The following is a 17,729-nucleotide window of genomic DNA, read 5'->3' on the forward strand; positions in this document are numbered from 1 at the left end:
AAATGACTGGGTCACCTGTGATTCGCCGCCTGGTGTCAGCGGCGGCAATCGTGTCGATGATCGGCGTTGGGGCGGCGTGCAATTCACCCGATCCGGGCAGCGGCACCGGACCGGCACCGACCACGGTCGACGCCACCACAACACCTGCATCGCCGGATGCCGAGGCCCAACCGTTCACCGGTTTCCTCGAAACCGTCGACGGTACAAGAGGAATCGTCACCTACAAGGCAGAGCTTCCGCAGCTGAAAGGCGGGGCCGCCGCAGTCCGCGACAAGTTCAACGCCTCGGTCCGCGCTGCCCTCGACGACTATCTGAGGCCCACCGAGGACAACCTCCCGGTCACGGTCGCTCCGGGCACGCTGCTCGAGGACGAACGCAGCAGGGTGTCCCACATCGGAAGCGGTGTGGTGGCCGGCGTGCTGCTGCTCAACATCTACGTCGAGCACGCGGCGCATCCGTTCAACACAGTCTCGACGACGGTCATCGACGCCCATACCGCCGCGCCGATCATGATCACCGACCTGTTCGCCGACCAGAACGCCGGCCTGAACGCGGTGGTGCAGGCCATCAAGGCCGAGATGGCCGGCGACGACAAGCTGGCCAACCAGACGCCACCGGAGCCGGTCGCCGATCAGCTCGCCAACTGGCTGCCCGACGACGACGGCCTGGTGTTCTACCTATCGGTCGCCCACGTGCTCGGCGACTACTACCCGGTCACGGTGAGCTGGGACACGATTGCCGGCGTTCTCGCGCCAGGGGTGCGGGAGAAGCTGACGAAGTAAGTCCGCGACTGGTGAGCGCACCGAGGATCACGGCATGAAAATGGCCCCCGGAGATAATCTCCGAGGGCCATTTCCTCTTGGTAGCGGGGACAGGATTCGAACCTGCGACCTCTGGGTTATGAGCCCAGCGAGCTACCGAGCTGCTCCACCCCGCGTTGCGAATACAAGGTTACCGGGGTCTTACGTGGAGCTCCAAATCGGGTGCTCAGAGCGTTTTTTGGCCCGGAAACGACCGGAAATCAACCCACGAAGCGCACCACCTGGCCGCACCGGAACACCCCTGCCGGGTCGTGCCGCTCGGCCAGAGCGGCCAGCCAGTGCCGGGTCTCCTCGTCGTAGACCCGCACGGCCCGTCCGGCGTCCTCAGACGGCGCGAAATTGGCGATCTGGCCGCCGCTGGACCATTGCGACAGCGCCACGATCAGCGCACCGGCCTGCGGCACCACCCGTTCGGCGACCGGAGGCGCCAGCACTCCGATGACGGCCACCGCGAAGGCAGCGTCGCGGTGGCAGAACGCACTGCGGTGTTGCGCCTCACGCGCCAGGGCGCCACCGAGCATCCGGACTTCGACGATCGTCTGCACCGAGCCGGATTCCGGACCGGCCGCATCGAGGAGCACCTCAACCGCATCCGCGGTCAATTCTCGTAGCAGCGTGTGGTGTTCGTAGATCGGCATCGGATCGACCGGATCGGCATGCACCGCACCGATCGCGGCGTACGGCATCACCGCGACGGTGTCGAGCACCGGCGTGGCGACCGCACGCATCGGCGCCAGGAGTCGTTCGGCTTCGGCGAAGTCGCCTAGGGCGGCGTAGCGCACCGCGACGGTGAAGCGGCCGGCCAACGGCTCGGGAACTCCGGGCAACGGTGGAAGCTGCAGCAGTGCAAGAGAAGTCGAGATGGACTCCGGCAGGTCGGCACACCATCGGGCCCACTCGCGCACCACCGTGGCATCGGTAGCGTCGAAATACACCGCGCCGCCGTAGAACTCAGAGATCGGCAGCAGGTCGATCTCGACGGAAGTGACGATGCCCAGGGTCGATTTCCCGCCACGTAGACCCCAGAACAACTCGGCGTTCTCTTCGGGTGAGGCCCGCAACAACTCCCCGGCACCGGTGACCAACTCGAAGGACCGCACGTAGTCCGACGACAGCCCGACGGTGCGCACCAGCGGCCCGATCCCGGCACCGGTCAGGTATCCCACAACACCGACGCGTGGTGAGGATCCGCACAATCCGGCCAGACCGTGCGGAGTCGCCGCGTCGAGCACGTGCTGCCACGTCGCCCCGGCCGCCACCCGGGCGGTGCGGGCCACCGGGTCGACAGCGACGTCCGTCATGCCGGACGTCACCACGAGGATCGTGTCGGAGGTGACCGACAGGGCACCGTGGCCGGTGGCCTGGACGCTCACCCGGTATCCCCGGGCGGCCGCGTAACCGACGGTGTTGGCGATGTCGTAGGCCGACGACGCCAACACGACTGCGGCGGGCTGCACGGTGGCCGCCAGATTCCACGGGGTGGCGCGCTCGTAGCCGGCCTCTCCAGGCAGCGCGACCGGGGCGGCGACGTGGGCACGTAGCCCCTCCAGCGCGTCGTCCAGGCCGTCGTGCGCAAGGTCGGTCAGGGTCATCGGGGTCCTCCCAGGAATGCTGCTCAGCAGCCGGTGCGAATACTCGGCGCAAAGCATGACCGGGACCTCTTGGTGTTGACTTGGTGCCCAGGTCAACTCACGGCGAGCAGACGCAAAACCCCCCATTTCTGCTCCGAAATGGGGGGTTTTGCGTCTGCTCGCGGGAGGACCTACTTGGACGAATTGAACTTGTTCATCGCATCGTTCAACCGCTGCAACGCCTCCCCGTACTTGCCGAAGTCACCGCTGCGCTGCGCATCCTGCGCCGCCGACAGGGCCGACTCGACCTCCTTGAGCGCGCCGGCCTTGGCCGGCGACAGCTGCACGGGCTCTCCCGGCGGGACCGCCGCGGGCGGTGGTGCGACGACCTGCGGCGCCTGACCGTCGGCATTGGCCGGCGGTTGAGCGGCCGGCGGAGCGACTTCAGGCGTACCGGCGGCCTGCGGTTTGCCGTCGGTGGGAGCCACATTGGTGGCGGTGGCACCCGCCCCCGGGCCGAACAGTTCGGTGAGCGCGGCACCAACGGTCGGGCCGTAGCCGACCTTGTCGCCGTAGAGCATGGCGACCCGGATCAGGCGCGGGTACGTCGACGCCGCGTCGCTGGTTCCCGGCGATGCGTAAACCGGTGCCACGTAGAGCAACCCGCCATCGGCCACCGGCAGGGTCAACAGGTTGCCCCACCGGATCCGGTTCAGGTTGTCGCGTCCGATCACACCGAGGTCCTGCGTGACGGCGGTGTCGGTGCTGATCGCGTTGAATGCCTGTTTGGGGCCCTTGACCTCACCCGGGATCGTCAGCACGGTGATCTTGCCGTACGTCGCGGGATCCGAGCTGGCACTGACATAGGCGGCGAGGAACTCGCGCTGCAACCAGTTCAGCGCGCTGGTCAGCTGGAACGACGCCGAACCATCGTTGTTCACAAGGTCTTTGGCGACGATGTAGAACGGGGGCTGATAGCTGCTCGCCGTCGGGTTCGGGTCCAGCGGGACATTCCAGAAGTCGGCGTTGGTGAAGAACTTCACCGGATCGTCGACGTGGTACTTGGTCAGCAGGGACCGCTGCACCTTGAACAGATCCTCGGGATACCGCAGGTGCGACTGCAGTTCCGGAGAGATGTCCGCCTTCGGCTTGACGGTGCCCGGGAAGACGCTCATCCAGGCCTTGAGTACCGGATCCTGCTCGTCCTGGGCATACAGCGTCACGGTGCCGTCATAGGCGTCGACGGTGGCCTTGACCGAGTTACGGATGTAGGACACCTGCTTGTCGGGAGCCAGCCGGTTGACCGCGACCTCGTTGGAATCGGCCGTCGCGCTCGACAGCGTGGTCAACTCCGAGTACGGGTAGTTGTCCAACGTCGTGTAACCGTCGACGATCCAGACCATGCGCTTGTTGACGATCGCCGGGTACACGCTGGTGTCGGTGGTCAGCCACGGCGCCACCGCCTCCACGCGCTCGGCCGGATCCCGGTTGAACAGGATCTTGCTGTTCTCACCGATCACGTTGGACAGCAGGAAGTTCCGTTCGGCGAACTTGGCCGCGAACACCGTCCGGGCCAGCCAGTTGCCGATCGGCACACCGCCGGTGCCCGAGTAGGTGTAGTTCTTGGTGTCGGTGTTGGTCTCGTAGTCGTACTCGCGGTCGACGTCACCGTTCTTGCCGACGATCGCATAGTCGGCCGAGGTGTCGGCGATCACCGGACCGAAGTAGACCCGGGGCTGATCCAGCGGTGCCGGTCCGGGCGAGATCACCTTGCCGTTGGCGCCGACGACGCTGGCGAGGAACTCGGGGTAACCACCGTTCTGGTTGGGGTCGTTGGCAATTCCACGCACCGTGTTGGCCGGTGAGGCGATGAAGCCGTTGCCGTGGGTGTAGACGGTGTGCCGGTTGATCCAGTCGCGCTGGTTCTCGATCAACCGGTCCGGGTTGAGTTCGCGTGCGGCGACTACGAAGTCGCGCAGGCCGCCGTCAGGACCGGCATAGCGGTCGATGGCCAGCTGGTCGGGGAAGAAGTAGAAGTTCTTACCCTGCTGGAACTGGGTGAACGCGGGGCTGACGATCGTCGGATCGAGCAGCCGGATGTTCGACGTAGTGGCGCGGTCCGCGGCCACCTGCGCCGCCGTGGTCTGGCCGTTGCTCTCGTAGTTGCGGTACGTCACCGTGTCGTCGGTGAGCCCATAGGCCTGCCTGGTCGCGGCGATACTGCGGCTGATGTATTCGCTTTCCTTCTGCGCGGCGTTGGGCTTGACGCTGAACTGCTCGACGATCAGCGGCCACCCCGCACCCACCACCAATGAGCTGAGCAGCAACAGCACCACGCCGATGGCGGGAATCCGCAAGTCGCGCAGCACGATCGCCGAGAACACCGCGGCCGCGCAGATCAGCGCGATGGCCAACAGGATCAGCTTGGCCGGCAGCACGGCGTTGATGTCGGTGTAGCCGGCGCCGGTGAAGGGCTTGGCGGCGCGGGTGTTGCTCAGTAGCTCGTAGCGGTCCAGCCAGTACGCGAATGCCTTGAGCAGGATCAGGAAGCCGACCAGGCTGATCAGCTGGATACGCGCGGCGCGGCTCAGCGCTCCGCTGCGACCCGTCAGCCGGATCCCGCCGAACACGTAGTGCCCCAGCAGGTTCGCCACGAACGCCAGGAACGTCGCGACGAACAGATAAGTCAGCACCAAGCGGTAGAACGGCAGATCGAACGCGTAGAAGCCCAAATCCCGGCCGAACTGCGGATCGGTGATCCCGAAATCGCTGCCGTGCAGGAACAGCTGCACCCGCACCCAGTAGCTCTGCGCGATCACACCGGCGAGCAGGCCGATGAAGACCGGTACCCCGATCCCGAACAGCCGCAGCCGGGCCAGCACAGTGGTGCGGTACCGCGCCACCGGATCATTCGGGCCGGCGGCCGGGACGAACACCGGACGGCTGCGGTAGGCCAACGCCAGCCCCGCGAACACCACCGCCCCGATGAGCAGACCCACCACGAGGAACACGATGAGACGGGTGGCCAGCACGGTGGTGAACACCGAGCGGTACCCCAGCTCGCCGAACCACAGCCAGTCGACGTAGCCGTCGACCACCCGAGGTCCGATCAACAACGCCAACACCGCCACCAGTGCCAGCCCGATCAGTACTCGGCTACGTCGCGTCAGCTTCGGCATCCTCGCCGCCGGCCGCATCCCCACTCGTGAACTCCCGTTTCAGCCTCGGTGGACTCGTGACATGCCCGACGGGGCCGCCCGATTTTCTACAACTCTAGTCATCCACCGGCCGGGTGCGGCCTAACAGCGAGGTGGTTCGCCACCGGCAGAAATCGTGTGCAGCGCGTCGACCGCCTGGGTCAGCGTTTCCACCCGGACCAAATCCATGCCGTCCTGGGGTGCCGAGCGCGCCTCGGTGCAGTTGTCGGCGGGCACCAGGAACACGGTCGCGCCTGCTTCCTTGGCGGCCAGCATCTTGTGCGTGATGCCGCCGATGGATCCGACCTTGCCCTCGCCGGTGATGGTCCCGGTGCCTGCGATGAACTTGCCGTCGTTGAGGTCACCGGTGGTCAGCTTGTCGACGACGGCGAGGCTGAACATCAGCCCGGCCGACGGGCCGCCGATGTTGGCCAGGTTGAAGTCGATGTCGAACGGTGCCCACGGGGCATCGAGGACGCCGACGCCGAGGAACCCGTAATCCCGATCGGGGTTGTCGCCGAGTGTGATGGTCGCGACCCCGGGCGGCGCATTCTTGCGACGGAAGTCGATCACCAGCTGATCACCGGGCTTAGTCTTCTTCAAGATCGCCTGGAACGCGTCGAGGTTGGCCACCGGCGTGCCGTTCACCCCGTCGATCGCGTCGCCGTCGCGAAGCTTGCCCGCCGAGGGACCGGGGTCGGTGACGCTCTGCACGGTCACCGCCACCGGGTATTTCAGGAACGACAGCGCCGCGTACTCGGCGCTGTCCTCGGACTTCTTGAAGTCGGAGTTGTTGGCCTCGTCGATCTCGTTCTTGGACTTGTCCGGCGGGTACACCAGGTCACGCGGCACCAGCTGCTCACGACCCGACATCCACAACGCCATCGCCTGCCCCAAGGTCAGGCCGTCGCGCTGGGACACCGTGGTCATGTTCAGATGCCCCGAGGTCGGGTGCAGGTGCGCGTCCGGCCCCTCGATATCGACCACCTGCTTGCCCTCGACCTCACCCAGGGTGTTGAAGGTCGGACCGGGCCCCAACGACACGAAGGGCACCGTCACCACCGACAGCAGTACGCCGAACGCCACGATCGGCACCAGCGCAACCAGCAGCGTCAAAATCCGCCTGTTCACGCCGCCCACAGTAAAGCCTGCGCCTCCGTGTTCACCCACAGCGTGACCCACGACCGCACCCGGACACCCGGTCATGAGTACCGTTGTGGGTATGGCTGACCTGCCTTTCGGCTTCTCCGCCGGGAACGACCCCGACCGAGACAAAGACAAGAAGGACCCCGATTCGGGGTCCGGCTCCGGCAACTCCGGACCAGGTCCGGGCTCGGATCCGTTCGGTTTCGGCATGGGCGGAGCCAACTTCGACATGGGTGACCTGGGGCAGATCTTCACCAAGCTCGGCGAGATGTTCAGCGGCGCCGGCAGTGCGATGGCCGGCGGCAAACAATCCGGCCCGGTGAATTACGACCTGGCCCGCCAGCTGGCGTCCAACTCGATCGGGTTCGTCGCGCCGGTGCCGGAGAAGACCACCGGGGCGGTCGCCGACGCGGTCCGGTTGGCCGAGACCTGGCTCGACGGGGTCACCCCGCTGCCCGCGGGCACCACCCGATCGGTGGCCTGGACTCCCAGCGACTGGCTGGACAACACCCTGGACACCTGGAAGCGGTTGTGCGACCCGGTGGCCGAGCAGATCTCCTCGGTGTGGGCGTCGGCGCTGCCCGAAGAGGCCAAGAGCATGGCCGGTCCCCTGCTGGCGATGATGTCGCAAATGGGCGGCATGGCATTCGGCTCCCAGCTGGGCCAGGCGCTGGGCAAGCTGTCACGCGAGGTGCTGACCTCCACCGACGTCGGCCTGCCGCTGGGCCCCAAGGGGGTCGCGGCGCTCATGCCCGAGGCCATCGAATCGCTGGCCGAAGGGCTCGAACGGCCCCGCAGCGAGATCCTGACCTTCCTGGCCGCCCGCGAAGCCGCCCATCACCGGCTGTTCAGCCATGTGCCGTGGCTGTCGAGCCAGCTGCTCGGCACGGTCGAGGCCTTCGCCAAGGGCATGAAGGTCGACATGACCGGCATCGAAGACTTCGCCCGCGGCTTCAACCCCGCGTCCCTCGGGGACCCCTCGGAGATGGAGCAGCTGCTCAACCAGGGCATCTTCGAGCCGAAGGCCACCCCCGAGCAGGAAGCCGCCCTGGAGCGGCTGGAAACCCTGCTCGCGCTGATCGAGGGCTGGGTGCAGACCGTGGTCACCGCGGCACTGGGCGATCGCATCCCCGGTACCTCGGCACTGGCCGAGATGCTGCGTCGTCGTCGCGCCACCGGCGGGCCTGCCGAACAAACCTTCGCCACTCTGGTCGGCCTGGAATTGCGTCCCCGCAAGATGCGCGAGGCCGCGGTGCTGTGGGAGCGGCTCACCGAGGCCGTCGGCACCGATGCCCGCGACAGTGTCTGGCAGCACCCCGACCTGCTGCCGAGCGCGGCCGATCTCGACGAGCCGGCAGGATTCATCGACCGGATGATCGGCGGCGACACCACGGGCCTCGACAGCGCCTTCGAACAGGCCATCGCCGATCTGGAGAAGGAAGAGGGCAAGCGCCGCGACGAAGGCGGCGACAGCGGCAACTGAGCCCTGCACGGCCTGTGGATAACTGAAACGGCGGTTGTCGCCGCCGTGGCAGAGTCATCGCATGACGCGCTATGTGCTCGCCGCGGGCCGGCAGATCCTGCTGCGTCCTGACGAGGCGGTTCAGGTGGGCTGGGATCCCCGACGCGCGGTGCTGGTCCGTCCCCCCGCCGGGATGTCGCAGAACCAGCTGGCCGGACTGCTGCGCATACTGCAGGCCGGTGCGACCCGTGACGAATTGGTCGACGAATTGGTCATGGCCGCAGCATCCTTCGACGACGGCGCGGCGATCGACGAGTTGCTCGCGGCGCTCACCGAAACCGGCCTGCTCACCGCGGTACCGACACGGCGCGCCCGGCGAGTCCGCGCGGCGTCCATCCGCGTCCACGGCCGCGGCCCCCTGTCCGAACTACTGGCCAACGGACTGCGCTGTTCGGGCGCGAAAGTCAGGTGCAGCGCCAACCCGCACACGGGGAACGTGGCAACCTCGACCGACCTGGTGGTGCTGGCCGACGATCAGCTCACCGACCCGCGGCTGCTGCAGGACCTGCACCGCGACGGCATCGCCCACCTGTCGGTGTGCGTCCGCGACGGCGCCGGGCTGGTGGGGCCGCTGGTGATCCCCGGGCTGACGAGCTGCCTGCATTGCGCCGACCTTCACCGCACCGAACGGGATGCGGCATGGCCGGCTTTGGCCACGCAGCTCCGCGGCGCGGTGGGCAGCGCCAGCCGGTCGACCATCCTGGCCACCGCGGCGCTGGCGATGCGCCAGGTCGACCTGGTGATCCGTGCGGTCGGGCACACCGGCGGCGACCAGCCCGCCCCCGAAGCGCCGCCGACCCTGAACACCACCCTGCAACTCGACCCCGAGGGGTACTCGATCGTCGCGCGACGTTGGTCCCGGCATCCCGACTGTCCTTGTTGAAAACGTTTGTTGCCAGTTGGTTGTGGGCGATTCAGACCCGTCATGGATGATGGTCTGGTGTCTGACATCAAACGTGGAAGCGTGGCACGGAATGCGAAGCTCGCCGGCCTGGCCGGCGGCATGGCGGGTCGGGCCGCACTGGGCTTCGGCAAGCGTCTGACCGGCAAGTCCAGGGACGAGGTCACTGCCGAGTTGATGGACAAGGCCGCCCAACAACTGTTCACCGTGTTGGGTGAGCTCAAGGGCGGCGCGATGAAGGTGGGCCAGGCCCTGTCGGTGATGGAAGCAGCCATCCCCGAGCAGTACGGCAAGCCGTACCGCGAGGCACTCACCAAACTCCAGCGGGAAGCCCCGCCGCTGCCCGCCGCCAAGGTGCACCGGATGCTCGACGCCCAGCTGGGCACCAAGTGGCGGGAGCGGTTCACCTCATTCGACGACACCCCGGTGGCCTCGGCCAGCATCGGTCAGGTGCACAAGGCGGTGTGGTCGGACGGGCGTGAGGTCGCCGTCAAGATCCAGTACCCCGGTGCCGACGAGGCCCTGCGCGCCGACCTCAAGACCATCCAGCGTCTGGTGGGTGTGTTCAAACAGCTCGCCCCGGGCGCCGACATCCAAGGTGTGGTCGACGAGCTCATCGAACGCACCGAGATGGAGCTCGACTACCGCCTGGAGGCAGACAACCAGCGGGCCTTCGCCAAGGCCTACGCCGACGATCCTCATTTCGCGATTCCCCACATCGTGGCGAGCGCCCCCAAAGTGGTCATCGCCGAATGGATGGAAGGCATCCCGATGTCGGAGATCATCCGCGACGGGACGCCTGAGCAACGCGACCTGATGGGCACCCGGCTGACCGAGCTGACGTTCGGGGCACCGGAACGGCTCGAGATGATGCACGGCGACGCGCATCCCGGAAACTTCATGCTTCTGCCCGATGGCCGGATGGGTGTCATCGACTTCGGAGCGGTGGCGCCGCTGCCCGGCGGGCTGCCCTACGCGCTCGGCGAGATGATCCGGCTGGCCCGCGACAAGAACTACGACGAGCTGCTGCCGGTCATGGAAGCGGCGGGCTTCATCCAGAAGGGTGAACAGGTCTCCATCGAGGAGGTCAACGACATGCTGCGCCAGTATGTCGAACCCATCGAGGTCGACGTCTTCCACTACACCCGCCGGTGGCTGCAGAAGATGGCCGCAGGCCAGATGGACAATTCCGTGGCGCAGATCAAAATGGCACGCCAGCTCGACCTCCCGGCGAATCTGGCGATCCCGGCCCGGGTTATCGCCTCGATTACGGCGATCTGCTGTCAGCTCGACGCCCACGTGCCGGTGAAAGCGATTGCCACGCAATTCGTTCCGGGGTTTGACGAGGAAGCCGCCTAGAAACTCGGCAGACGCCGAGCGCTTGACGGCCCTCGCTACGTCTCGAACGTCACGCTGGAGTGGCGCCCGAACTCGGGCGCCACTCCAGCGTGACAATGGTCGAGCGCGGCAGCGCCGACGTCGGCGCGTCAGGCCGCGGCCACGTTCTTCCGCGGACGCCCGCGCGGCCGCTTGCGCGCCACGATGGTTCCGCGGTCGAGGATCTCGCCGCCCCAAACGCCCCACGGCTCTTGCCTTTCCAGCGCGGCAGCCAGGCACTCGCGGCGGATCGGGCAATCCGCGCACAGAGCCTTGGCCTGCTCCAGATCGACTGGGCTCTCGGCGAACCACAGATCGGGATTCCCGATGTGGCACGGCACCGCCGGTAGCCGCTGTTCGCATGTCACCGGCGCGACGCTCATCTCTGGAGCGGTCATCGCAATGGACATGTGTTTGTCCCCCTGCTTCCTGGTCGTAGTTGTCGGCGATCTGTCTCTTCGAGGGATCTGCGACCAGTTTTTTCGGGGTGGAACGACTCCCAAAAAATTTGGCCACGGATCCGGTTGACTGCGGGTCCGTGGCCATTTGGCGGTGATGGGAGCTCTACCTAGTAGGGGCTCCGATCCACGGACGCGCCAGTCGCGGCGGCCGGACGGCGCTTGTGCTGCGGGGAAATAGCAGCGGCGGCCAACCATGCGGCGGCGGCGGCGGGGGCAGCGGGTGCGGCGTACCGGTGAACTGCCGGGGAAACCGCGGCAGCGGCGACGGCAAGCACGGACGGCATGCCTGCAACCGCTACACCGCTGAATTCGATGTTGTTATCCATTGCGGGCACCCTCCTTCCGTCTCGTCACCAGAGCTGTGTTACGAGGCTAAAGCCTAACAGCCGAATCGCACAACCTATTTTCTACCTGCGGTTTTGGCGTGATCTTTACGAATTTTGGCGGCCTTTGACCAACTCGAGAACGTCCGGGCCGTACTGCTCGAGCTTGCGCGCACCGATTCCCGGGAGCGCCACCAACGCGGCTTCGTCGGCCGGCAACGACTCGGCGATGGCAATCAGGGTGTTGTCGGTGAACACCACATACGCCGGCACTTTCATCTCCTTGGAGACCCGCAGCCGCCACTCCTTGAGCTCGGCGAGCAGCTCTTCGTCCAGGTCCGAAGGACAGGTTTCGCAGCGGCGCAACATGATCGCCGGCGGGGTGGTCAACGCGGCATTGCACACCCGGCAGCGCGGCGCCGGGCCACGTTGACGACGCGTCCGATCCGGGCCCGAGCCAACCGAATTCTGCAGCTGCGGTGCGATGCCGTTGAGGAACCGCGACGGCCGACGGCCCTGCCGCCCGCCTGGCGTGCGGGCCAGTGCCCAACTCAGCCCCAGGTGCACCCGGGCCCGGGTGACCCCGACATAGAGCAGGCGACGCTCCTCCTCCACCGGCTCGCTGTCGGGCCCGTGCGCAAGGGCATGCGAGATGGGCAGCGTGTTGTCGGCCAGGCCGACCAGGAACACCGCATCCCACTCCAGGCCCTTGGCCGCGTGCAGAGACGCCAGCGTCACGCCCTGCACCACCGGTGGATGCCGCGCGTCGGCCCGCTGGCGCAGCTCGGCGACCAGCGCCCGCAGATCCAGCTCCGGACGCAGCGCCACCTCCTCGTCGACCAACTCGGCCAACGCCGTCAGCGCCTCCCAGCGCTCGCGGGCCTTCGTGCCGGCCGGCGGTTCGGCGGTCAATCCGAGCGGCTCGAGCAGCTCGCGTACCAGCGCGGGCAGATCGTCCTCGGGAATGTCACGTTCGGCGAAGCGTTGCATTGCGACCAGCGCCTGGCGGATCTCCTGGCGGCTGAAGAAGCCTTCGCCACCGCGCACCTGGAAGGCGATCCCGGCCTCGGTGAGCGCCTCCTCATACACCTCGGACTGCGCGTTGATCCGGTAGAGCACCGCGATTTCGGCGGGCTCCGTTCCGTTTTCGATCAGCTTCTTGATGGACCGGGCGACGGCATTGGCCTCGGCCACCTCGTCGGGATACTCGGAGAACGTCGGCTCCGGACCAGGGTCACGCTGCCCCACCAGATGCAGCTTGCTGCCCGCCATCCGGCCGCGGGCGGCCGCGATCACCCGGTTGGCCAACGACACCACCTGCGGTGTCGACCGGTAGTCCCGCTCCAGCCGCACCACCGCGGCGTCGGGGAAGCGCCGCGAGAAGTCCAGCAGGAAGCGCGGGGTGGCACCGGTGAACGAATAGATGGTCTGGTTCGCGTCACCGACCACGGTGAGGTCGTCGCGCTCCCCGAGCCAGGCATCGAGCACGCGCTGCTGCAGGGGCGTGACGTCCTGGTACTCGTCGACGACGAAGCAGCGGTAGCGATCGCGGAACTCCTGCGCGACGGCGGCGTCGTTCTCGATGGCCGCGGCGGTGTGCAGCAGCAGATCGTCGAAATCCAACAGGGCCGAGCCGTCCCGGCGGGCCTTGAGCTTCTCGTAGTTCGAATAGACCGAGGCGACCTTGGCCGCATCGAACGGGATGTCGCGGCCGACCTTGGCCACCGCAGTGCCGTAGCCCTCCGGGGTGATCAAAGATGCCTTGGCCCACTCGATTTCGCCGGCCAGGTCGCGGACGTCGTCGGTGCTGGTCTGCATGCCTGCGCGGTTCGCGGCCTGCGCGACCACGGCGAACTTGCTGTCGAGCAGCTCCCACCCGGTGTCGCCGACCAGACGGGGCCAGAAGTACTGCAACTGCCGGCGCGCTGCGGCGTGAAATGTCACCGCCTGCACCGCAGAGGTGTTCACGCCCGACTCCTGGCCGAGCACCCGCAACCGGCCGCGCATCTCCCCCGCGGCCCGCGCGGTGAAGGTCACCGCGAGCACCTGGCTTGGCGCGACATGACCGCCTGCGACCAGGTGCGCGATCCGACGGGTGATGGTGCGGGTCTTGCCGGTACCCGCGCCTGCGAGCACGCACACCGGACCGCGGGCGGCCAGCACAGCCTCCCGCTGCTCATCGTCCAGATCACCCAGCGCGGGCGAGGGAGCCTCCAACGGCATGCGCTCCATGGTGTCAGAGACCGGTGACAGGTCTGGGAGCGCCGTCTATCGCTGCCGGCTCAGCCACTGGTCGAAGGTGGTGGGCGCGATGCGCGCGCCGGCGCCGGGCAGCAGCGCATTGCCCGCCATCTCGACACCGAAGACCGACGACCACGTCGGCACCAAGGTCACCTCCCGGCCACGGGCTGCCAGGGTCCGCCGGGCCAGGTCCACCAGATCCTGGGTCTGTGGGCCGGCCACGTCGGCGTAGCGGCCTTGCGGGTGGCCCACGGCGACCTCCGCGAGCACTGCTGCGACGTCGTCGGGATCGATGGGCTGAACCAGCAGAGGAGCGATTTCGGCCCGCCCGTCCCGCTCGGTCCAGCTCACCACCATCTCGGCGAAATCGTGGAACTGGGTGGCAGGCACGATGGTCCACGGCACCGACCCGGCCTCGATCAGCCGCTCCTGCTCGCGTTTTCCGGCGTAGTGCGGATTGCCGTCGATGCCGTGGATCCCCACGATGGACAGCAGCACGTGATGGCTCACCCCGGCGCGTTCCTCGGCGGCCAGCAGGGTGCGGGTGGCGGTGCCCAGATAGTCCACAGTGCTGTCCCGATCGGTGGGCGGGGCGCTGATCGCGTCGACCACCGCCCGCACCCCGGCCAGAGCCGCGTCGAGGCCCTCCCCGGTGGACAGGTCCACCCCCGACGAGCGGCTGATGGCCACCACCTCGTGTCCTGCGGCCTGCAGGGCGGCGACCACGCGCGCCCCGATGTTTCCCGTAGCTCCGGCAACTGCGACTCGCATGATGTCTCCCGTCCTCGCCGATGAATATCTCGGACTATATAGGTCCGTAATATCTGTAATAAACTACGGGCTGTGAAACTTCCCGTGGCCACCGAGTGGGCCCTGCACTGCGCGACGTCGCTGGCGCAGCTCGAGCCGGGGACCACCGCGTCGGCCGCAGATCTCGCCGAGTATTTCGACCTGCCAGCGGCCTATCTCGCCAAGCAACTGCAGGCCCTGACGCGCGCGGGTGTACTGGTCGCGACAACCGGCCCGCGCGGCGGGTTCCGGCTGGGCCGGGCACCCGCTGACATCACCCTGCTGCAGATCGTCGAGGCGGTCGACGGCGCGTCGCCGCCATACGAGTGCCGCGAGATCCGCCGGCAGGGTCGCGGCGCCCTGCCCGCCTCGTGGTGCCGCCACGAGTGCATCCTCGCGGTCAAGATGGCTGACGCCCACCAGGCCTGGCGGGCCAGCCTCGACGGCGTCACACTTGCCGACATCCTCGCCGACATCCCGGCCGCAGCACCGGCCCGCACCCGAAAGTTGTTGGGCAGGTGAGACTCAGAGCAGGAGCCGGCCCAATTCCTCGCGGCCGCCGCCGTCGAGCGGCAGCAGCGGCGGACGCGGGTCTCCGACGCCCCGGCCGAGCAGCTCGAGTCCACCCTTGATCGTGGTGGGCAGGCCGCCCGCCACGATGAACTCCAGGAAGGGCTTGAGCTCGGTGTAGATGGCCTCGGCCTTGGCCCAGTCTCCGGCCTGCGCCGCTGCGTAGAGGTCCAGGCACGGCTGCGGCAGCAGATTCGGCGCCGCTGTGCACCAGCCCTTGGCCCCAGCCTTGAAAGCCTTGAGAATCATGGGATTACTGCCGTTGTAGAACGGCAGCCGGCCGTCGGTGAGCTCGGACAGGCGCTGCATGCGGGTGATGTCCCCGGTGGATTCCTTGACCATGGTGACGTTGTCGATGTCGTCGAACATCTGGACCAGCAGCTCCGGCCGCATGTCGATACCACTGGTGGCCGGGTTGTTGTACACCATGATCGGAATTCCGATCGCGGCGCCGATCGCCGCGTAGTGCTGGGCGATCTCCCGTTCGGACAGTTTCCAGTAGGAAATCGGCAGCACCATCACCGCATCCGCACCGGCGCGCTCGGCATACCGCGCCCGGCGAATCGTGTTGGCAGTGGTGAGATCTGACGCACCGATGATGACGGGAACCCGACGGTCGACCACGCCGATCGTGGTGTCGATGACAGCATCGAACTCGGCCTCGGCGAGATAGGCCGACTCGCCGGTGCTGCCCAGCGGGACGATCCCGTGGGCTCCGTCGGTCACCAACCGGTCGACGAGAGCGGCAAGCTTGTCCGTGTCGACCCGCTGGTCCTCGGTGAAGGGAGTCACGGGATAGGCCAGGATTCCGTGGATCTCAGTGGTGGAGGGCATGTTGATGTCCTTTCCGTGCGGTTGGGTGGTTCAGGGGTCAGCTGGTCAATGCGTCGGGATGGTTGCGGAGCGCGCGGCGGGCGTAGTAGGCGAAGTTGGCCTGGCTGCGCTTGGGCCGCAACGTCCAGTCATGGGCCTCCCGCGCCAGCCGCGGAGGCAGGTCGGCGATCGTTCCCGCGCCCATGGCCGCCAGTTGCAGTTTGGCGCCACGCTCGATCAGCATCGCCAGCGAGCATGACTCCTCGATGCTGGCCCCGGCGATCACATGACCGTGGTGAGCCAACAGGATCGCCTTCTTGTCCCCCAGTGCGGCGCTGATGATCTCGCCCTCCTCATTGCCGACCGGGACACCCGGCCAGTCAGCCAGGAAGGCGCAGTCGTCATAGAGCGGGGCGATGTCCATCTGCGACACCCGCAAAGGAACTTCCAGCATCGAGAGCGCGGCGACGTGGAACGGGTGAGTGTGCACGATGCACTGCACATCGGGCCGCGCACGGTAGATCCAGGAATGGAATCGGTTGGCGGGGTTCGCCATTCCCTCGCCTTCGAGAACGTTGAGATCCTCGTCGACGACCAGCAGATTCTCATCGGTGATCTCGTCGAAGCCCAGGCCGAGCCGCTGGGTGTAGTACGTGCCCGGCGTCTCGGCCCGCGCTGTGATCTGCCCGGCCAATCCCGAGTCGTGGCCCGCGTCGAACAATGCGCGGCAGGTCAAGGCCAGCTTCTGCCGCGGAGTCAGCGTCGACTCCGCGATATGGGTCGAAAGCCCATCGAGGGCCCGCTGCATCAGAACCTGCTTCGAATCACCGAGCGTGGTGTTCATCTCGGCCTACCTTTCTACATCGAGGGGTCGGCAACACGTCCGACTGTAGGACACCGTGTGTCATCTAGTCAACAGTTTCTTCGACATGCACGAGAATCGCAGCGTCGCCGGCATCGGTTCGAGAGCGGCGGCCCCGCCCCTTCACTCCGACGCACAGCCGATCTTGTTTCCTTTATGACACTTTGTGTCCTATGATCGAGACATCTCGATCGAACCGTCGAAGAAGGAGTGAGTAGCCATGAAACACATAGCAACGTCCACGGCGTTTTCCATCGGCGCGGTCGCCGCCTGGCTCGCCGCGGGGGCCGCCGTCGCCGCAGCGGCCCCCACCGGCCCGTCGGCGGCCGAAACCATCGCGCAGCTACAGGCCGATGGCAAGCGGGTGATCATCAACAAGGTCGGCAGCGGTCCGCTCGGTCAATGCACGGTGACCAATGTCCACACGGTCGTCGTACGCCCGCAAGCGAGGACCGTCACCATCCACGGCCTACCGGATTTCGAACCCATCCCCACCGTGCACGTGAACCTCACATGCTGACGGGACACAAGAGCGCGAGTCAGCGATTGCGGCCGTACTCGGTGTGGGTGATCACCAGAACCTCACTGGGCGTACTCCCCCGCTGACGCAGCTGGTGCGGCAACGAGGCGTCGAAGTACGCGCAGTCGCCGGTCTCGAGGACGATCAAATCGTCCTGGTACCGCAGCTCGACCACGCCCGCGTGGACGAACACCAACTCCTGTCCGGCGTGCTCTGGATGCGGATGTTCGGAGAACTTGAGGGTCGGTCGCACGATGAACGGCGACATCGACTTACCGAGCATCCCCGCCGCCACGGCTTGATAGCGACTGTTGCCGCGCTCGCCCGCGCGGTCGATCGACAACGTGGTGACCGCCGGGTCCTCGGAAAACAATTGTGCGACATCGACCTCGAGCGCACGTGCCAGCTTCATCGCCACCGCGATCGACGGTGTGGAACGCTGACGTTCGACCTTGGACAGGTAGCTCTTGGTCAACCCGGTTGCCTCGGCGAGCTCCTCAAGCGTCATACCCCGCTGTTGACGCACAGCACGTAACAGAGCGCTCATCACACCTCCTGCCCACAGCGAAGAATACCCAGTTCGACCAATGGTCCCATAGGACAGCGGGTGTCATA

General features: G+C 66.9%; 16 protein-coding genes and 1 tRNA gene. 6 read left to right on the forward strand and 11 right to left on the reverse strand.

What is annotated here, in order from left to right; translation table 11 throughout:
- The first annotated feature begins 2 nt into the window (after positions 1-2).
- Entirely contained in the window at positions 3-782 is a 780-nt protein-coding gene (locus G6N57_RS27330; RefSeq protein WP_133118402.1) for an RsiV family protein, read from the forward strand.
- Between the two features lie 78 nt (positions 783-860).
- Here G6N57_RS27330 and G6N57_RS27335 read toward each other — a convergent pair.
- The 4 genes from G6N57_RS27335 to G6N57_RS27350 form a co-directional block, all read right to left on the reverse strand.
- Positions 861-937: transfer RNA gene (locus G6N57_RS27335), tRNA-Met, on the reverse strand.
- Positions 938-1,021: 84 nt separating this feature from the next.
- Positions 1,022-2,413 (reverse strand): FAD-binding oxidoreductase, encoded by a 1,392-nt coding sequence (locus G6N57_RS27340; RefSeq protein ID WP_077743616.1) that lies wholly within the window; start codon positions 2,411-2,413, stop codon positions 1,022-1,024.
- Positions 2,414-2,583: 170 nt separating this feature from the next.
- A complete protein-coding gene (locus G6N57_RS27345) occupies positions 2,584-5,595 on the reverse strand; it encodes a UPF0182 family protein (protein WP_077743615.1) in 3,012 nt (1,003 codons plus the stop codon).
- A gap of 96 nt (positions 5,596-5,691) precedes the next feature.
- Positions 5,692-6,720 (reverse strand): YlbL family protein, encoded by a 1,029-nt coding sequence (locus tag G6N57_RS27350; RefSeq protein WP_077743880.1) that lies wholly within the window; start codon positions 6,718-6,720, stop codon positions 5,692-5,694.
- Between the two features lie 91 nt (positions 6,721-6,811).
- On the opposite strand from G6N57_RS27350, the gene G6N57_RS27355 reads away from it, so the two are divergent.
- The 3 genes from G6N57_RS27355 (at position 6,812) to G6N57_RS27365 (ending at position 10,517) form a co-directional block, all read left to right on the forward strand.
- Entirely contained in the window at positions 6,812-8,218 is a 1,407-nt protein-coding gene (locus tag G6N57_RS27355; RefSeq protein WP_077743614.1) for a zinc-dependent metalloprotease, read from the forward strand.
- 61 nt (positions 8,219-8,279) lie between these two features.
- Positions 8,280-9,140, forward strand: coding sequence for a bacteriocin biosynthesis cyclodehydratase domain-containing protein (locus G6N57_RS27360; RefSeq protein WP_077743613.1), 861 nt, complete (start codon positions 8,280-8,282; stop codon positions 9,138-9,140).
- Positions 9,141-9,182: 42 nt separating this feature from the next.
- Positions 9,183-10,517: a macrolide-binding ATPase MABP-1 gene (locus tag G6N57_RS27365; protein WP_163646673.1), complete on the forward strand. Its 1,335-nt coding sequence runs from the start codon at positions 9,183-9,185 to the stop codon at positions 10,515-10,517.
- Between the two features lie 128 nt (positions 10,518-10,645).
- On the opposite strand, the gene G6N57_RS27370 is transcribed toward G6N57_RS27365, so the two are convergent.
- From G6N57_RS27370 to G6N57_RS27385, 4 genes are all read right to left on the reverse strand, one after another.
- Positions 10,646-10,945 carry a WhiB family transcriptional regulator gene (locus G6N57_RS27370; protein ID WP_097926403.1) on the reverse strand — a complete coding sequence of 100 codons (300 nt, stop codon included), beginning with the start codon at positions 10,943-10,945 and terminating at the stop codon, positions 10,646-10,648.
- A gap of 158 nt (positions 10,946-11,103) precedes the next feature.
- Positions 11,104-11,322 carry a hypothetical protein gene (locus G6N57_RS27375; RefSeq protein WP_179968383.1) on the reverse strand — a complete coding sequence of 73 codons (219 nt, stop codon included), beginning with the start codon at positions 11,320-11,322 and terminating at the stop codon, positions 11,104-11,106.
- 105 nt (positions 11,323-11,427) lie between these two features.
- Positions 11,428-13,551 carry an ATP-dependent DNA helicase UvrD2 gene (locus G6N57_RS27380; RefSeq protein WP_077743610.1) on the reverse strand — a complete coding sequence of 708 codons (2,124 nt, stop codon included), beginning with the start codon at positions 13,549-13,551 and terminating at the stop codon, positions 11,428-11,430.
- 36 nt (positions 13,552-13,587) lie between these two features.
- Positions 13,588-14,331, reverse strand: a complete 744-nt coding sequence (locus G6N57_RS27385) for an SDR family oxidoreductase (protein ID WP_077743609.1) — start codon at positions 14,329-14,331, stop codon at positions 13,588-13,590.
- Positions 14,332-14,403: 72 nt separating this feature from the next.
- Here G6N57_RS27385 and G6N57_RS27390 point away from each other — a divergent pair, with 72 nt between their 5' ends.
- Positions 14,404-14,871 (forward strand): RrF2 family transcriptional regulator, encoded by a 468-nt coding sequence (locus G6N57_RS27390; RefSeq protein WP_077743608.1) that lies wholly within the window; start codon positions 14,404-14,406, stop codon positions 14,869-14,871.
- Between the two features lie 3 nt (positions 14,872-14,874).
- Here the strand turns inward: G6N57_RS27390 and G6N57_RS27395 are convergent, their stop codons facing one another.
- Both G6N57_RS27395 and G6N57_RS27400 read right to left on the reverse strand, forming a co-directional pair.
- Complete coding sequence (locus G6N57_RS27395; RefSeq protein ID WP_077743607.1) at positions 14,875-15,753, reverse strand: dihydrodipicolinate synthase family protein; 879 nt, start codon at positions 15,751-15,753, stop codon at positions 14,875-14,877.
- A gap of 37 nt (positions 15,754-15,790) precedes the next feature.
- Positions 15,791-16,576, reverse strand: coding sequence for an aldolase (locus G6N57_RS27400; protein ID WP_077743606.1), 786 nt, complete (start codon positions 16,574-16,576; stop codon positions 15,791-15,793).
- A gap of 238 nt (positions 16,577-16,814) precedes the next feature.
- Here G6N57_RS27400 and G6N57_RS27405 point away from each other — a divergent pair, with 238 nt between their 5' ends.
- Positions 16,815-17,114: a hypothetical protein gene (locus G6N57_RS27405; RefSeq protein ID WP_065461075.1), complete on the forward strand. Its 300-nt coding sequence runs from the start codon at positions 16,815-16,817 to the stop codon at positions 17,112-17,114.
- Between the two features lie 19 nt (positions 17,115-17,133).
- Here G6N57_RS27405 and G6N57_RS27410 read toward each other — a convergent pair whose 3' ends face one another.
- A complete protein-coding gene (locus G6N57_RS27410) occupies positions 17,134-17,661 on the reverse strand; it encodes a helix-turn-helix domain-containing protein (RefSeq protein WP_077743604.1) in 528 nt (175 codons plus the stop codon).
- Between the last annotated feature and the right edge of the window lie 68 nt (positions 17,662-17,729).

Source organism: Mycolicibacterium boenickei, assembly GCF_010731295.1.
GTDB lineage: Bacteria > Actinomycetota > Actinomycetes > Mycobacteriales > Mycobacteriaceae > Mycobacterium > Mycobacterium boenickei.